This is a genomic window from Derxia gummosa DSM 723 (assembly GCF_000482785.1).
GTDB lineage: Bacteria > Pseudomonadota > Gammaproteobacteria > Burkholderiales > Burkholderiaceae_E > Derxia > Derxia gummosa.
Window position 1 is genome coordinate 990144 of record NZ_AXWS01000007.1, and the last position, 16550, is coordinate 1006693.

At 69.3% G+C, this 16550-nt stretch carries 14 protein-coding genes; 8 read left to right on the top strand and 6 right to left on the bottom strand.

Going from position 1 to position 16550, the window contains the following annotated elements:
* Positions 1–74 precede the first annotated feature (74 nt).
* The 3 genes from H566_RS0105490 to thiC all read right to left on the bottom strand — a co-directional run bounded on the left by H566_RS0105490 (position 75) and on the right by thiC (position 4561).
* Complete coding sequence (locus H566_RS0105490) at positions 75–1082, bottom strand: GGDEF domain-containing protein (RefSeq protein WP_028310651.1); 1008 nt, start codon at positions 1080–1082, stop codon at positions 75–77.
* A 130-nt stretch (positions 1083–1212) separates the two neighbouring features.
* On the bottom strand, positions 1213–2373 hold the full coding sequence (locus H566_RS23135) for a PAS domain-containing sensor histidine kinase (RefSeq protein WP_051378089.1): 1161 nt from the start codon (positions 2371–2373) through the stop codon (positions 1213–1215).
* A gap of 271 nt (positions 2374–2644) precedes the next feature.
* Entirely contained in the window at positions 2645–4561 is a 1917-nt protein-coding gene (gene thiC / locus H566_RS0105500; protein WP_028310652.1) for a phosphomethylpyrimidine synthase ThiC, read from the bottom strand.
* Between the two features lie 531 nt (positions 4562–5092).
* Here thiC and H566_RS0105505 point away from each other — a divergent pair.
* The 3 genes from H566_RS0105505 to H566_RS0105515 all read left to right on the top strand — a co-directional run bounded on the left by H566_RS0105505 (position 5093) and on the right by H566_RS0105515 (position 7624).
* On the top strand, positions 5093–5773 hold the full coding sequence (locus tag H566_RS0105505; protein WP_034410525.1) for a protein-L-isoaspartate O-methyltransferase family protein: 681 nt from the start codon (positions 5093–5095) through the stop codon (positions 5771–5773).
* A gap of 30 nt (positions 5774–5803) precedes the next feature.
* Positions 5804–6118, top strand: coding sequence for a rhodanese-like domain-containing protein (locus H566_RS0105510; RefSeq protein ID WP_425387924.1), 315 nt, complete (start codon positions 5804–5806; stop codon positions 6116–6118).
* A gap of 138 nt (positions 6119–6256) precedes the next feature.
* Positions 6257–7624, top strand: coding sequence for a TolC family outer membrane protein (locus H566_RS0105515; RefSeq protein ID WP_245591288.1), 1368 nt, complete (start codon positions 6257–6259; stop codon positions 7622–7624).
* Positions 7625–7639: 15 nt separating this feature from the next.
* On the opposite strand, the gene H566_RS0105520 is transcribed toward H566_RS0105515, so the two are convergent.
* Positions 7640–9163 carry a 3-deoxy-D-manno-octulosonic acid transferase gene (locus H566_RS0105520; protein WP_245591289.1) on the bottom strand — a complete coding sequence of 508 codons (1524 nt, stop codon included), beginning with the start codon at positions 9161–9163 and terminating at the stop codon, positions 7640–7642.
* Positions 9160–10128 (bottom strand): lipopolysaccharide heptosyltransferase I, encoded by a 969-nt coding sequence (gene waaC / locus H566_RS0105525; protein WP_034410527.1) that lies wholly within the window; start codon positions 10126–10128, stop codon positions 9160–9162. The genes H566_RS0105520 and waaC overlap by 4 nt, the downstream gene beginning before the upstream one ends.
* 366 nt (positions 10129–10494) lie before the next feature.
* Here waaC and galU point away from each other — a divergent pair, with 366 nt between their 5' ends.
* Positions 10495–11352, top strand: a complete 858-nt coding sequence (gene galU / locus H566_RS0105530; protein WP_028310658.1) for a UTP--glucose-1-phosphate uridylyltransferase GalU — start codon at positions 10495–10497, stop codon at positions 11350–11352.
* Between the two features lie 209 nt (positions 11353–11561).
* On the opposite strand, the gene H566_RS0105535 is transcribed toward galU, so the two are convergent.
* Positions 11562–12956, bottom strand: a complete 1395-nt coding sequence (locus H566_RS0105535) for a phosphomannomutase/phosphoglucomutase (RefSeq protein WP_028310659.1) — start codon at positions 12954–12956, stop codon at positions 11562–11564.
* A 163-nt stretch (positions 12957–13119) separates the two neighbouring features.
* Between H566_RS0105535 and rfbB the strand changes: the two genes are divergently transcribed.
* Genes rfbB through rfbD form a run of 4 tightly spaced genes read left to right on the top strand, consistent with a single transcriptional unit; the run spans position 13120 to position 16521 of the window.
* The gene (gene rfbB / locus H566_RS0105540; RefSeq protein ID WP_028310660.1) at positions 13120–14181 is read left to right on the top strand and encodes a dTDP-glucose 4,6-dehydratase; all 1062 of its coding nucleotides are present in this window, start codon (positions 13120–13122) and stop codon (positions 14179–14181) included.
* Positions 14178–15077, top strand: a complete 900-nt coding sequence (rfbA, locus tag H566_RS0105545; RefSeq protein ID WP_034410530.1) for a glucose-1-phosphate thymidylyltransferase RfbA — start codon at positions 14178–14180, stop codon at positions 15075–15077. The genes rfbB and rfbA overlap by 4 nt, the downstream gene beginning before the upstream one ends.
* The gene (gene rfbC, locus H566_RS0105550) at positions 15074–15619 is read left to right on the top strand and encodes a dTDP-4-dehydrorhamnose 3,5-epimerase (protein WP_028310662.1); all 546 of its coding nucleotides are present in this window, start codon (positions 15074–15076) and stop codon (positions 15617–15619) included. The genes rfbA and rfbC overlap by 4 nt, the downstream gene beginning before the upstream one ends.
* Positions 15616–16521 (top strand): dTDP-4-dehydrorhamnose reductase, encoded by a 906-nt coding sequence (rfbD, locus tag H566_RS0105555; RefSeq protein ID WP_034410532.1) that lies wholly within the window; start codon positions 15616–15618, stop codon positions 16519–16521. Before rfbC ends, rfbD begins: the two co-directional genes overlap by 4 nt.
* Positions 16522–16550 lie beyond the last annotated feature (29 nt).

Consider the following 16550-nt stretch of genomic DNA (forward strand, 5'->3'; position numbering starts at 1 on the left):
GCCTCCGGCTGGCACCGATCGCACGGGGCGGGGCGCCCGTCCGACCGTGACGACGCCGGGCGTCCAGCCGACCGTCAGAACAGCTCCATCTCCGCCCGCGCCGTCTTGGGGACGATCAGGCCCTGGCTCACCAGGTGCTCGTAGCCGCAGACGCGGTTGCGGCCGTTTTCCTTCGCGTAGTAGAGCGCGGTATCGGCACGCTCGATCGCGTTGGCGGGCAGGTCGCCGGGCAGCACGGTGGTGAAGCCGAGGCTGATCGTGACCCGACCGACCTGCGGGAAGGCATGGGCCTCCACGCGGTGGCGCAGCCGCTCGAAGGCGGACTCGGCCGCGTCGGCCGTGGCGCGGTCGAGCGTGACGATGAATTCCTCGCCGCCGAAGCGGTAGAGCTTGTCGCCGCCGCGGAAGTTCTCGCGCATCAGGCGCGCGAGCAGCAGCAGCACCTCGTCGCCGAACAGATGGCCGAAGTTGTCGTTGATCGACTTGAAGCGGTCGATGTCGGCGATCGCGAACCACGGCGCCTCGCCCTCGGCACGGCTGACGCGCGTGACGAGCTTGTTGAAGCGGCCGTCGAAGGTCTTGCGGTTGAGCAGTCCGGTGAGAGTGTCGTGCTCGGAGTAGTCGAGGATGGCGAGGTGGTTGCGCAGGATGCGCAGCACGCCCAGCGCCATGCGCTGCTCGCGCGGGCTCATCGAGTCACGCGTCAGCACCTCCATCACCGCGATTACCTCGCGGTCGGAGGCAAGCGGAAACAGCGCGCGATGGCGGCCGTCGGCGGCACTGCCGCGCACTGCCGCCTGCTGGTTCACGCAGCGCTCGACGAGCGGATCGTCGACGACGCGCGGCAGGGTCTCGCGCAGGTTGCGGTTGAGCTGGACGGTGGCGAGCGGCGACTGGTAGCCGGCGCCGAACACGGCGCGCGGCATCAGCCGGCGCTCGCGCGCGTCGTCCTCGAACAGGCGGAACAGGGTGAGGGCGTCAGGGTCGAGGCATTCGAACAATGCCTGGGCGACGGCAAGATCGATCGCATCGCGATCGCGCTCCCCAGTCACATCCGCCACGTAATCGATGATCTTGTCCATTGCTCCAGCCCCGCCAGACCATCGCCGGGAGGCCACTCGTCCACAGTGACAGGAATGCTAGGCGGCCATCGGGAGGACAAATCTCACGAAATGGCGGGAAAAGGCGGGCCAGCCCGCGACGCGAATCGCCTCAGCCCAAACACCCGTCGGCGACAGGGTCGGCGGGGCAGGGATCGAGCCCGACAGTGACAGTCGTACCCGCGCCTTCCTCGCTCTCGACGGTGAGCGCGCCGCCCATCATCTCGACCAGCTTGCGCGACAGCGCCAGACCGATGCCGGCACCGTCGATGCCGGAACGCTCGCGCCCGAGCCGGTTGAAGGGCTCGAACAGCTCGCCCATGCGGCCGGCCGGAATGCCGATGCCGGTGTCGGCGATGACCAGATCCAGCCGGGGCGGATCGCCCGCGCCGGCCACCGTCACCCGCACGCGTCCGCCGGGCCGGTTGTACTTGATCGCGTTGGTCAGCAGGTTGGCCAGCACCTGGAGCAGCCGGGTGCGATCGGCGCGCACCCGCGTCGCGCCGTGGATGCCAGTCTCGGCATGGCAGTCGACACCGTGATCGCGCGCGAGCCGCGCCACCAGTGCCAGCGCGTCGTCGATGACCGGACCGATCGCCACCGGCGCCAGCGTCACGTCGAACGCGCCGAGATCGGAGCGGGCCAGATCGAGCATCTCGCCGATCATCTCGTTGAGATGCTGCCCCGCCATCTCGATCGCCTTGGCGTACTCGATCTGATGCTCGGCCAGCGCCGGCGTGTCCTCCATGCGCAGCAGCGAGGCGAAGCCGATGATCGCGTTGAGCGGCGTGCGCAGTTCATGGCTCATGCGCGACAGGAAGCGCGAGCGCGCCTCGTTGGCCGCCACCGCCGCCGAAGACGCGAGCCGCGCCGCCTCCAGCGCGCGCCGCTCCGAGATGTCGCGCACGATCGCCGTCATGAGCCGGCGCCCGCCCACATCGGCGAGCGAGATCGAGCCTTCGATGGGAAATTCGCTGCCGTCGGCGCGGCAGGCGACCAGTTCGCGCGCCGGCCGCATCGCGCGGGTGCCGGCGCCCTCGCGCGTGAAGTCCTCGACATGGCCGCGATGCGCCTCGCGCAGCCGCGCCGGCAGGAAGCGCCCGAGCGGCTGGCCGATGGCCTCGGCTGCCGCGCAGCCGAACATGCGCTCGGCCGCATGGTTGAACACGAGGATGTGCTGGGCCTCGTCGATGACGAGGATCGCGTCGCTCGCGCAGCCGACCACGGCGCGGAGCAGTTCGCTCGCGAAGCGTCCGTCGGCGAAGGCGGTCATCGCGGCCGGCCCGCGCTGCCGGCCCTGGCCGGCGACGGTGTCCGGGCCGGCTGACCGGGTGAGAAGGGAAGGTCCGACGTTCTGCTGCGCATGTTCTGTGTCTCGGCCAGGCCGCTGCCGTGCCACGGCTTGTCATCGCCATTGGGTGCACGGAATGCCCGTACCGTAGTGCATCGAACCTCGATCGATGGGCGGAACAGCGCAGTTGCATGGGGGCTTTTCCGTTCCCGTGGCGGCACCCGGCGCGGGCGGGCCGCGCCGGCGCGCGCCGTCAGGCCTTGTGATAGACCTCGGCGCCCTTCTTCACGAACTCGATCGACTTCTGCTCCATGCCCTTGGCCAGCGCCGCCTCGTCGGCCGCGATGCCCTGCTCGGCCGCGAAGTCGCGCACGTCCTGGGTGATCTTCATCGAGCAGAAGTGCGGGCCGCACATCGAGCAGAAGTGGGCGGTCTTCATCGAGTCCTTGGGCAGGGTCTCGTCGTGGAAGTCCTTGGCGGTATCCGGATCGAAGCCGAGGTTGAACTGGTCTTCCCAGCGGAACTCGAAGCGCGCCTTGCTCAGAGCGTTGTCGCGGATCTGGGCGCCCGGATGGCCCTTGGCCAGATCGGCCGCGTGGGCGGCGATCTTGTAGGCCATGATCCCGTCCTTCACGTCCTTCTTGTTCGGTAGGCCGAGGTGCTCCTTGGGCGTGACGTAGCAGAGCATCGCGGTGCCGTACCAGCCGATCTGCGCCGCGCCGATGGCCGAGGTGATGTGGTCGTAGCCCGGTGCGATGTCGGTGGTGAGCGGTCCCAGCGTGTAGAACGGCGCCTCGTGGCAGTCCTTCAGCTGGATGTCCATGTTCTCCTTGATGAGCTGCATGGGCACATGGCCGGGGCCTTCGATCATCACCTGCACGTCGTGCTTCCAGGCCACCTGCGTGAGTTCGCCGAGGGTGCGCAGCTCGGCGAGCTGGGCCTCGTCGTTGGCGTCCCAGATCGAGCCGGGGCGCAGGCCGTCGCCGAGGCTAAAGGCCACGTCATAGGCCTTCATGATTTCGCAGATGTCCTCGAAGTGCGTGTAGAGGAAGCTTTCCTTGTGATGCGCGAGGCACCACTTGGCCATGATCGAGCCGCCCCGGCTGACGATGCCGGTCATGCGGTTGGCCGTGAGCGGGATGTGCGCGAGGCGGATGCCGGCGTGGATGGTGAAGTAGTCCACGCCCTGCTCGGCCTGCTCGATCAGCGTGTCGCGGAAGATCTCCCAGGTCAGTTCCTCGGCCTTGCCGTCCACCTTCTCCAGCGCCTGATAGATGGGCACCGTGCCGATCGGCACCGGCGAGTTGCGCACGATCCATTCGCGCGTCTCGTGGATGTGCTTGCCGGTCGACAGGTCCATGACCGTGTCGCCGCCCCAGCGGATCGACCAGGTCATCTTCTCGACCTCCTCGCCGATGCCCGAGCTGACCGCCGAGTTGCCGATGTTGGCGTTGATCTTCACCAGGAAGTTGCGGCCGATGATCATCGGCTCGGTTTCCGGGTGGTTGATGTTGGCGGGGATGATCGCGCGGCCGCGCGCCACCTCGTCGCGCACGAATTCAGGCGTGATCTCGTCGGGGATGTTCGCGCCGAAGCTCTGGCCCGGATGCTGGCGGCCGATCAGCCGCGCGAGCTTTTCGCCCGTCGGGCCGCCGGCGCGCAGGCCTTCGAGATATTCCTTGCGGCGCTGGTTCTCGCGGATGGCGATGTATTCCATCTCGGGCGTCACGATGCCGCGACGCGCGTAGTGCATCTGCGTGACGTTGGCGCCGGCCTTGGCGCGGCGCGGCGCGCGCTTGAGGTTGAAGCGCAGCTCGGCCAGCTTGGGGTCGGCGAGGCGGCCCTGGCCGTATTCGGACGTCGGGCCGGCGAGCACTTCGGTGTCGCCGCGCTCCTCGATCCAGGCCGCGCGCAACGGCGCGAGGCCGGAGCGGATGTCGATCTTCACGTCCGGATCGGTGTAGGGGCCGGAGGTGTCGTAGACGTAGATCGGCGGATTCTTCTCGACGCCGGTCGCCGTGCGGGTGTCGCCCTGGGTGATCTCGCGCATCGGCACGCGGATGTCGGCACGCGAGCCTTCGACATAGATCTTGCGCGAGTTGGGCAGCGGCTTGACCGCCGCGTCATCGACCTGGGCGGTCGCGGCGAGGAATTGCGGGTTGGCGTTCATGGGGACTCCGTTCGTCGGTTGCCACGGCGGGGAGGACGGGCGGGACGAAGGAGCCGGGGCCGGCGGCATCGCGCGCCTCGGCGCGGTGCGGGAATGGCGACCCCTGGCACGGCTCCCTACGTCGGCATTATCCGGACAGGTTCAAGGGACTCTCTCACCCGCCGGACAACTGCCGGCAGGACCCCCGCGTGCCCGGCCGACCATAGGCGAATTGCCCGGACGCTGCAAGCCGGAAGCGGCCCGAAGCAGCGCGGAACGGACGAGTCAGCCGACGCCCGCCGGCTGACCGAGCGGCCAGGCGCAAGCGCCGTCGCGGCCCGCGTCGCCTCGCTCGCCGAACGTTGTTTCCACGGGCTGATTGCGAGCAAATCACCCGTCTTCGCGCAAGGGGGGCTTTGCTAGAATCCGCCGCGTTTCAGAAAGGCGCCCCGGCATATCCAAGGCACGGTCGGCGCCGCCGCGATGCCTCCGAATTTCCCGGTCCTGCCGAGCGCCCGTCTTGCGGCGCCCACCCTTGAAACTCCAATCCCAATGACGACGACCTTCGACTTCGAACGCGCCCGGTTCAACATGATCGAGCAGCAGATCCGCCCCTGGGACGTGCTCGACCCCGCCGTGCTGGAACTGCTCTCCGTCGTGAAGCGCGAGGACTTCGTGCCGCCGGCCTATCGCAACGTGGCGCTGGCCGACATCGAGGTGCCGCTCAACGTCACGGGCGCGGCCAAGGGCGAGAAGATGCTTTTCCCGCGTGTCGAGGCACGCGTGCTCCAGGAACTCGGTCTCGGCGCCGACGAGACGGTGCTCGAGATCGGCACCGGCTCGGGCTACATGGCCGCGCTGCTCGCCGCCAAGTCGCGCCATGTCACGACGGTCGAGATCGACCCGGCGCTCGCGCGTTTCGCCGAAGGCAACCTGTCGCTCGCCGGCGTGCGCAACGCCAAGGTGGTGGTGGCCGACGGCGCGCGCGGCCTGCCCGAACTCGGCAGCTTCGACGTCATCGTCATCTCGGGCGGCCTGCCGATGCTGCCGGCGGCCTTCACCTCGCAGCTCAAGGTCGGCGGCCGGCTCATCGCCTTCGTCGGCGCGGGCATCGTGATGGAAGCCGTACTCGTCACCAAGACCGGCGAGCAGTCGGCCCAGCAGCGCAACCTGTTCGAGACCCGCGTGCAGATGCTGCGCAACGCCGAGACGCCCTCGACCTTCCGTTTCTGAAAACGCTTGCAGGAGATCGCCGTGAAGCAGATGCAACCCACCGAACTCGCGGCGCTCCTCGCTGACGCGAACGCCGAGCAACCCGTGCTGCTCGACGTGCGCGAGTCCTGGGAAGTCGAGCTGTGCCAGATCCCCGGCTCGATCTCGATCCCCATGAACACCATCCCCGCGCGCGCCGGCGAACTCGATCCCGACCAGGAGATCGTCTGCATCTGCCATCACGGCGGCCGCAGCGCGCAGGTGGCGTTCTGGCTCGAACGCAACGGCTTCACGCGCGTGATCAACCTCGCGGGCGGCGTGCATGAATGGGCGGCGCAGGTCGATCCGTCGATGCGCCGCTACTGAGCCGCTTCCCGCCAACAACAACCCTCTTCCCCCGTCGGAGCCCGGATGCGCCCGAGCCTGCAACTCCAGCCGGCGCGTGCGCGCCGTGCCCTGTCCATTTCCCCACGATCGGGTCCGGCAAGCGCCGCTCCGTTCGCATTGCAAAGTCTGGCTGGCGCCTCCTCAAGCCTCGCCAGCGCGCTGCGCGCGATCGGCGCGTTGCTGCTGCCGGTGGCGGCGCTGCTCGCGGCCGCGCCGGCCGGCGCGCAATCGTTGCGCGAGTTCTATGACTCGGCGCTCGCGAGCGATCCGGTGTATGCCGCCGCGCGCGCCCAGGCACAGTCGGTGCGCGAGCGCGAGCCCCAGGCCTTCGCCGCGCTGCTGCCGAATCTGGGCTTCACCGCCGGCATTCAGGCCTATTCGCTCGACGCCAACGTGCGCGGTCCGTCATCGCATTCCGACAGCACGCGCAACTGGACGCTCCAGCTCAGCCAGCCGCTGTTCCGCTGGCAGAACTACGTCGGCTGGCAGCAGGCCAAGCTGGCCGTGGCGGCGTCGGAGGCGACGCTGCTCCAGGCCCAGCAGGATCTGCGACTGCGGCTCACGCGCGCCTATCTCGACGTGCTGGCGGCGGAAGACACGGTCGCCTTCGTGCGCGCCAAGAAGGCCGCGATCGCCGAGCAGCTCGCCTCGGCCAAGCGCAATTTCGAGGTCGGCACCGCGACGATCACCGACACCAACGAAGCCCAGGCGCGCTACGACCTCGCGATCGCCGAGGAGCTGGGCGCCGAGAACGACGTGGCCACGCGCCGCACCGCGCTGCTCCAGGTGAGCGGCCGCCTTCCTGGCGAGCTGGTGCCGCTGCGCGCGCCGGTCACGTTGGCCGCGCCCGACCCGGCCAGCATCGACGACTGGGTCGCCGCCGCCGAGGCCGACAACCCGCAGGTACAGGCGGCCGGCATCAACGCCGAGATCGCCATGCGCGAGATCGAGCGCGCGCGCGCCGGCCATCTGCCGACGGTCGACGTGGTGGCCTCGCGCAACTACCAGTCCAACATCCAGACCTACGCGATCTCGGGCATTCCCAACACCAGCCTGCGCACCGACAGCATCGGCCTGCAACTGAGCGTGCCGCTGTTCGCGGGCGGCGGCACCCAGGCGCGCGTGCGCGAAACCGTCTCGCTCGACGAACAGGCGCGCCAGAACACCGAGAACGCGCGTCGTCAGGCGGCGCAGACCGCGCGCCAGACCTATCTGGGCGTGACCACCGGACTCGCCCAGGTGCGCGCGCTCGAAACGGCCGAGAAGTCGAGTCAGTCGGCGCTCGACTCGAACCTGCTCGGCTACAAGGTGGGCGTGCGCGTGAACATCGATGTGCTCAACGCGCAGCAGCAGCTGTTCTCGACCCGGCGCGACCTGGCCAAGGCGCGTTATGACGCGATCTACACCGGCCTCCAGCTCAAGGCGGCGGCCGGTCGGCTGGGCGATGACGAGCTGGTCGCCACCGACGGATTGTTCGGCCGCTGAGCCGCGCGGGCTTGCTCAGTCGCCGAGCAGCCCGCGCAGCGCCTCGACATTGCGCGCGGTCGCGCCGCGATGGCGGGCGCTGAACTCGCTCGCCGCGCCGGCCATCACGGCGCGGCGAGCCGGCTCGGCGGCGATCGACAGCAGTTCGGTCCAGACGCCGGCGGCGTCCTCGCGGCGCACCAGCGCGCCGGCCTCCAGCGCCAGCCTCGACGCCTCGGCAAAGTTGAAATGGCTCGGCCCGGTCACGACCGGGCAGCCGCAGGCGCAGGCCTCGATCATGTTCTGCCCGCCCAGCGGCAGCAGGCTGCCGCCGACGAAGGCGACATCGGCCATGGCGTAGTACGCGGCCAGCTCACCCATCGAATCGCCGATCCATACATCGAGCGCGTCCTCCTGCACCAGCCTTGACGCGGCACCCGGCGCCGCCCGACCGAGCGCGACGACGCCCCCCATCGCTGCGCCACCGCCCGACGCCACGACATCCCCCGCCGCCGCACCGCCGCCCGGCGCCGACTCGCTGCGGCGCGCCGTGCGCAGGCCGCGCGCCACCGCCATCTGCGTCACCTCGGCGAAGCGCTGCGGATGACGCGGCACGATCACCACTAGCGCGCCGCCCCGATCTGCCGGCATCGCGTCGAGCAGCAGCGCCTCCTCCGACCGGCCGCCGTGCTCGCGCGTGGATGCGAGCAGGATCACGCGCCGTCCACCCGCCGCTGCCCGCCATTCGTGGCCGAGCGCGATCGCGGTCGGCTCGGGCGCGAGGTCGTACTTGAGGTTGCCGCACACGACCAGCCGGCGCGCGCCGAAGCCGCGCATGCGTGAGGCGTCGGCCTCGGTCTGCACCGTTGCGAGCGCGACCGCGCGCACCGCCGGCCCGAGCAGCGCCGCGAAGCGCCGTCCGCGCCGCGCGCTGCGCTCCGACAGCCGGCCGTTGACGAGCGCGACCGCCACGCCGCGTGCCGCCGACAGGCGGATGAGGTTGGGCCAGATCTCGGTTTCCATCAGCAGGCAGGCGCGCGGCCGGAAGGCGTCGAGAAAGCCACGCACCGCGAAGCCGATGTCATACGGCGCGAACACCGATTCCAGCCGGCCCGCATCGATCAGCCGCGCGAACACCTGCCGCGCCGCCGCGCGTCCGGCCGGCGTCATGTGCGTGAGCACGAACACGGCCTCGGGCCACTCGGCTGCAAGCGCTTCCACGAGTGGCGCGACGGCACGCGTCTCGCCCACCGACACCGCGTGCACCCAGATGCGCATCGCCTCGGGCCGGCGCGCATGGCGCCCGAGCCGCTCGCCGCGATGCTCGGCGTATCCCGGCTCGCGGCGCGCCCGCCACGCCAGCCGCGCGAAGGCGAGCGGCAACGCGATCCACCACAGCAGCGCGTAGAGCAGCGCCATCGCGCGCTCTGCCGGCGTCAGACCGGACGGAGCCTCCGGCGCGGCATTGACAGCGCTTGCAAGCCCCGGCGCCGGGCTGTGCGCCGACGGTGCATCCGCGCCCTGCGGACGCGCATCCGGGCGGGGAGTTTTCCTGCTCATGCGCGCGCCAGTTCCTGCACCGCGCCGAGCACTTCGTCCACGGCGGGCGGGCGGCCCTCGTCGCCGAGGCAGCGGTGCGGCGTGTCGGCGACGATGCCCACATGCGTCGGCGAGGTCGCCACGTAGATCGCGACGACCGGCGCCCCGACCGCCGCCGCCAGAAAGCTCAAGCCCGTGTCCACGCCCACCACGCAGCTCGCGCCCGCGAGCACGCCGGCCCATTCGACCAGGCCGAGCGCGCGCGGCGCCACCACCGCGCCGTCGATGCCGGCCGCGATGCGCGTGGCGCGCTCGCGCTCGGCCGCGTTGCCCCAGGCCAGACCGACGCAACGGTCGGCCGCCACCTGCCGCGCCAGCAGTTCATGCCAGCGCGCCTCGGGCCAGAGCTTTTCGTCGCGCGCGGTGGCGGTGAGCGCGATCACGAAGGGCGCGTCGCCGGGCAGCCAGTCGGGTCGCAGCGGGCGTGGCGCGAGGCCGTAGCCGGGCGCCCCTTCGGGCGTGTAGCCGAGCGCCCAGCCCGCGAGCGCGCGATAGCGCCGCGTGGCCGGCTGGCTGAAGTACGGTCCGTTGGCGAAACGCCGGTCGTAGAACAGCGCCGCCATCGGCTCGCGCGCCGATTCGCGCGCATAGCCGACGTGCTCGCCGCGCACCGCGCGCGCGACGAGCGCGCTCTTGACGTTGCCTTGGGAGTCGATCACGAGGTCGTACTCGCTCGCGCGCAGGCGGCGCCACAGGGCGCTCGCCTCGGCCCGCGTCGTGGCGGACAGCGGCGCCTTGCGCCAGCGCCGCAGCGCGATCGGAATCACCTGCCCCAGCCCCGGATGCAGCCCGAGCAGGCCGGCGTACGCCTCCTCGACGATCCAGTCGATGCGCGCGGCGGGATGCGCGCGCAGGATGTCGTTCACGACAGGCAGGTTGTGAATCACGTCGCCCATCGAACTGATCTTGACCAGAAGAACCCGCATTGCCCTGCCCGTGCTGATGTCGGCGGCCCTGTCGCGCGGCGGCTGGAAACTGTCCGCGCCATCTGTCGGCGCGCATCCCGCGACCGTCGCTGCCGCAAAGGGGGGCGAGCTTACAGGCCCGTCGCATCCTGTACACACGGCTGCCGTCTCAGGCGCGAAAACTGCTCGGGCTGGCGGGGCAGGCGCATGGCGGAGCGTGTCGCGGCGCAAGCCTTGCGCTCGCTGTCTGTTCGGGCGCGCCGCCTTCAAGTACCTTGCGGTCCGCTGCGACGCAACAGACGACGCCTCTCCTCGATCCACAAGATTCACCGGCGCGCGGCGCGCGCCACCCGCCGACTTTCTCACTCAGGAACATCAGGAATCCCCATGACCCAAGTCCGCAAAGCCGTCTTTCCTGTCGCCGGCCTCGGCACGCGCTCGCTGCCGGCCACCAAGGCGATCCCGAAGGAAATGCTGACCGTGGTGGACAAGCCCCTCATCCAGTACGCGGTCGAAGAAGCCGTGGCCGCCGGCATCACCGACATGATCTTCATCACCAGCCGCACCAAGCGCGCGCTGGAAGACCATTTCGACAAGTCGCCCGAACTCGAAGCCGAACTCGAAGCGCGCGGCAAGAAGGAGCTGCTCGACATCGTCAAGAGCATCGCGCCCAAGGGCGTGAACTTCGTGTTCATCCGCCAGCCCGAGCCGCTCGGCCTCGGCCACGCGGTGCTCTGCGCCCAGCCGGCCGTGGGCAACGAGCCCTTCGCCGTGCTGCTGCCCGATGACCTGCTCGACGCCGACGTGTCGGTCACGAAGCAGCTCGTCGAGCAGTACGAAGCCCAGGGCGCGAGCGTGCTCGGCGTCATGGACGTCGCCCGCGAAGACACCAAGAAGTACGGCATCGTCGCCGCCGAACCGATCACGCCGGCCACCTCGAAGGTGACCTACATGGTCGAGAAGCCCAAGCCCGAGGAAGCACCCTCGACGCTCGCCGTCGTCGGCCGCTACGTGCTCGAGCCGCAAGTGTTCGCCGAACTCGTCAACACGCCGCGCGGCGCGGGCGGCGAGATCCAGCTGACCGACGGCATCGCCGCGCTGATGAGCACGCGCAAGGTCGTCGCGCACCGCTACCAGGGCACGCGCTACGACTGCGGCACGCGCCAGGGCTGGTGGGAGGCCAACATCGAGATCGGCCGCCGCCATCCCGAGCTGAAGGAACTGGCCGCCAAGCTGCTCAAGTAAGTACCGGCTGCAAAGGCTTGCAAGCCCGCGATGGCGCGGGCCTGCACCAAAAAGGGCAAGGGGAGCGTCATGCTCCCCTTGCCCTTTCCGCGTGCGGGGCCGGCGACCTCGCGGCGCCGATGCCCGCGCTCGCCGGCCTGAATGCAGGACCGCGCCGACCCTGTCGCGCGGCCCTGCCCGACCGCCCGTGGCGGCCGGGCAATGCGGCATCAGAACGGCAGCTTCACTTCCGGCGCGACCGCGAGGATGGCCTTGCGGAACTGCGCCTGGATGCGCTCCAGCGCCTCGGGATTGTCGGCCTCGAAGCGCAGCACGACGACCGGCGTCGTGTTGGACGGACGGGCCAGACCGAAGCCGTCCGGGAACTCGGCGCGCACGCCGTCGATGGTGATGATTTCGGTCGTGCCCTCGAACTTGGCGGTCTGCTGGAGCTTCTCGACCAGCGTGAAGTTCTCGCCCTCGGCGGTTTCGAGCTTGAGCTCGGGCGTGCTCGACGCATTCGGCAGCGCTTCGAGCACCGCGCTCGGGTCTTCGACCTTGGAGAGGATTTCGAGCAGGCGGGCGCCGGTGTAGAGGCCGTCGTCGAAGCCGTACCAGCGTTCCTTGAAGAACACGTGGCCGCTCATCTCGCCTGCGAGCGGGGCGCCGGTTTCCTTGAGCTTGGCCTTGACCAGCGAATGGCCGGTGCGCCACAGCAGCGGCACGCCGCCGGCCTCGCGCACGACGTTGCCGACATGGCGGCTGCACTTCACGTCGAAGATGACCTGCTGGCCCGGGTTGCGCGACAGCACGTCGCGCGCGAACAGCATGAGCTGGCGGTCGGGCCAGATGATGTTGCCGGTCTTGGTCACGACGCCGAGGCGGTCGCCGTCGCCGTCGAAGGCGAGGCCGATCTCGGCGTCGGTCTCGCGCAGCGCGGCCATCACGTCTTCGAGGTTGTGCGGGTCGGCGGGGTCCGGATGGTGGTTGGGGAAGGTGCCGTCCACTTCGCAGAACAGTTCCTTCACGACCGTGGCGCCGAGGCGCTTGAACAGCTCGGGCGCATAGGCGCCGGGCACGCCGTTGCCGGCGTCGATCACGATCTTGATCGGGCGCGACAGCTTGACGTCGCCGACGATGCGCTGGAGGTAGCGCTCGGCGATGTCATCGGTGCGGTAGCCGCCCTCGCCCGTCGCGAGCTTGCCCTCGGCGATGCGGGTGCGCAGGCCGGTGATGGTGTCGCCGTAGATGGCTTCGCCCGCGACGACCATCTTCAGGCCGTTGTACTCGGGCGGGTTGTGCGAGCCCGTGACCATCACGCCGGTCGGTATGCCGAGTTCGTAGGTGGCGAAATACAGCATCGGTGTGGCGACGAGACCGATGTCGACCACGTCGAGGCCGCCGGCGCGCAGGCCGTCGGACAACGCCTTGGCCAGTGCCGGCCCCGACTCGCGGCCGTCGCGGCCGATGACGGCGGCGGTCTGGCCGCGTTCACGCGCGAGCGTCGCGATCGACTGGCCGATCTGGCGCACGGCGTCGGGCGTCAGCGCGGTGGTGACGACACCACGGATGTCATAGGCCTTGAACAGACCCGCTGCGGGTACGTTGGGGGTGGCGTTTGCCATCGGCAGGTTTCCTTGATGTGTGAATACGGGAGGACAGGTGGTCGAATCAGGCATGCAAGCGGATGTCTGCATGCTCGTTAGAATGGTTGACGAACGGCGTGAAATGTTAACGGCGCGATCGGCCCGCAGTACCTCCGACGACGCCCATCTGGTGGACCATCCCATGATTTTTGTGACAGGCGGAGCCGGTTTCATCGGCTCGAATTTCGTCCTGAACCGACTTGCGCACGCCGACGAAGCGATCGTCGTGATCGACAAACTCACCTACGCAGGCAATCGCGAGAACCTCGCTTCGGTCGAGCATGATCCGCGCCTGCATTTCAGCCATACCGACATCTGCGATGGCGCCGCAATCGCGGCGCTGTTCGTTGCGCACAAGCCGCGTGCCATCGTGCACTTCGCGGCCGAGAGCCATGTCGATCGAAGCATCCTCGGCCCCGGCGAATTCATCCGCACGAACGTCAACGGCACCTTCGAGCTTCTTGAAGCCGCGCGCAAGTACTGGTCGGAACTGCCTGAGGCCGAACGCGCGACCTTCCGCTTCCTGCACGTGTCGACCGACGAGGTGTACGGCTCGCTCGGAGCCGACGACGCGCCCTTCAGCGAGACCACGGCCTACGCGCCCAACAGCCCCTACTCGGCGTCCAAGGCAGCCTCCGACCATCTCGTGCGCGCCTATCACCATACCTACGGCCTGCCGACGCTCACGACCAATTGCAGCAACAACTACGGCCCTTATCAGTTCCCGGAAAAGCTCATCCCGCTGATGATCCAGAACGCCCTCGACGGCAAGCCGCTGCCCGTCTATGGCGACGGCCTCAACGTGCGCGACTGGCTCTACGTGCTCGACCACTGCCGCGCGATCGAGCGCGTGCTGGAGGCCGGCACGCCGGGCGAGGTCTACAACGTGGGCGGCAAGAACGAGATCCGCAACATCGACGTGGTGACGGTGCTGTGCGGCATCCTCGACGAACTCCGCCCACGCGCGGGCGGCCGTTACAGCGATCTCATCACCTACGTGAAAGACCGTCCGGGCCACGACCGCCGCTATGCGATCGACCCGACCAAGATCGAGCGCGAGCTCGACTGGCGCCCGGCGGAAACCTTCGAGACCGGCATTCGCCGCACCGTCGCCTGGTACCTGGAGAACCGCGGCTGGGTCGATCGCGTGCGCGACGGCAGCTACCGCGAATGGATCGACCGCCAATACGGAGAACGCGCATGAGCGCCGTCAATCGCAAGGGCATCGTGCTGGCCGGAGGCTCGGGCACGCGGCTGTATCCGGTCACGCGCGTGGTGTCGAAGCAGCTGCTGCCGATCCACGACAAGCCGATGGTCTATTACCCGCTGTGCACGCTGATGATCGCGGGCATCCGCGACATCCTGCTCATCTCGACGCCGAGCGACCTGCCGCGCTTCGCCGAGCTGCTCGGCGACGGGAGCCAGTGGGGCGTCAGCATCAGCTACGTGGTCCAGCCCTCGCCGGATGGTCTGGCGCAGGCCTTCATCCTCGGGCGCGATTTCATCGGCAGCGATCCGTCGGCGCTCGTGCTCGGCGACAACATCTTCTACGGGCATGAGCTGTCGCTGCGGCTCCAGAATGCAAACGCTCGCAAGACGGGCGCCACGGTGTTCGCCTATCACGTGCTCGATCCCGAGCGCTACGGCGTGGTGGATTTCGATGCCAACGGCCGCGCTCTCAGCATCGAGGAGAAGCCGAAGCAGCCGAAGAGCAACTACGCGGTCACCGGCCTCTACTTTTACGACAACCGCGTGGTCGACATCGCGAAGGACATCCGCCCGTCACCGCGCGGCGAGCTGGAGATCACCGACGTCAACGCGCGCTACCTCGCCGACGGCGAGCTGTCGGTCGAGATCATGGGCCGGGGCATGGCTTGGCTCGACACCGGCACCCACGAGTCGCTGCTGCAAGCCTCGACCTTCATCGAGACGATCGAATCGCGCCAGGGCCTGAAGGTGTGCTGCCCCGAGGAGATCGCCTACCGCCAGGGCTGGATCGACGCCGAGCATGTCGCCCGCCTCGCCGAGCCGCTGAAGAAGAACGGCTACGGCCAGTACCTGCTGCGCATCATCAACGAACGCGTCTTCCCGTCCGCATGAAGGTCATCCCCACCGCACTGCCCGAAGTCCTCATCCTCGAACCCAAGGTGTTCGGCGATGCGCGCGGCTTCTTTCTCGAAAGCTGGAACGCGCGCGTGTTCGCCGAGGCGACCGGCGTCGACCTACCCTTCGTGCAGGACAACCATTCGCGCTCGGCGCGCAATGTGCTGCGCGGCATCCACTACCAGATGGTGAAGCCGCAAGGAAAGCTGGTGCGCGTCGCGGCCGGTCGCGTGCTCGACGTGGCAGTCGATCTGCGCCGCAGCTCGCCGCGCTTCGGCCAGTGGGTCGGCGTCGAGCTGAGCGCCGACAACCAGCGCCAGCTCTGGATTCCGCCCGGCTTCGGCCACGGCTTCGCGGTGCTGAGCGAAAGCGCCGACTTCCTCTACAAGACGACCGAGTACTGGCTGCCCGAGCACGACCGCAGCCTGCGCTGGAACGACCCCGCCATCGGCATCGACTGGCAGCTCGACGGCGAGCCGCTCGTGGCCGCCAAGGACGCCGCCGCACCGCTGCTGGCCGACGCCGAGGTATACGCATGACCCGCATCCTCGTGACGGGCCGCGAGGGACAGGTCGGCTGGGAACTGCTGCGCAGCTGCCAGCCTCTCGGTCAGGTCATCGGCGTCGGCCGCGACGAATGCAACCTCGCCGATCCCGCCTCGGTGCGCGCCACGCTGGCCCGGCACCAGCCCGACGTCATCCTCAACGCGGCCGCGTACACCGCGGTCGACAAGGCCGAGTCCGACGAAGCCCTCGCCACCGCCATCAACGGCACGGCCGTGGGCCTGATGGCCGAGCATGCCGCCGCCACCGGCGCGCTGCTCATCCACTACTCGACCGACTACGTGTTCGACGGCAGCGGCAACGCGCCGCACCGCGCGACCGAGCCGACGGCCCCGGTCAATGCCTATGGCCGCAGCAAGCTCGCTGGCGAACTCGCGCTGCAAGCCTCGGGCGCCGACTGGCTCTGCTTTCGCACCAGCTGGGTCTATTCGCACCGCTGCCAGAACTTCCCGCGCACCATCCTCAGGCTCGCGCGCGAGCGCGAGACGCTGCGCATCATCGACGACCAGATCGGCGCCCCGACCTCGGCACGACTGATCGCGGACACCACGGCGCTGGCGATCCACCAGGCCCGGCTCGAACGCCGGGACGGCCGGTTTGCCTCGCAACTGCTGCATCTCGTGGCCTCCGGAGCGGTGAGCTGGCACGGATTCGCGACCGAATTGATCTCGCAGTACCGCGCGACCTTCCCGGACGACGCCTTGCAGGTGCAACGGATCGAGCCGATTCCCACCACCGAATATCCGACGCCAGCCCGCCGACCTCTCAATTCGCGGCTCGACTGCTCCGCGCTCGAACAGCGTTTCGGCGTGCGGATGCCCGACTGGCGGCATGGCGTGGCGCTTTGCATCCGCGATCTGCGCCAGCCCTCGAACTGATCGTGACGAGCCGTCCGGCCGCCTCTCGC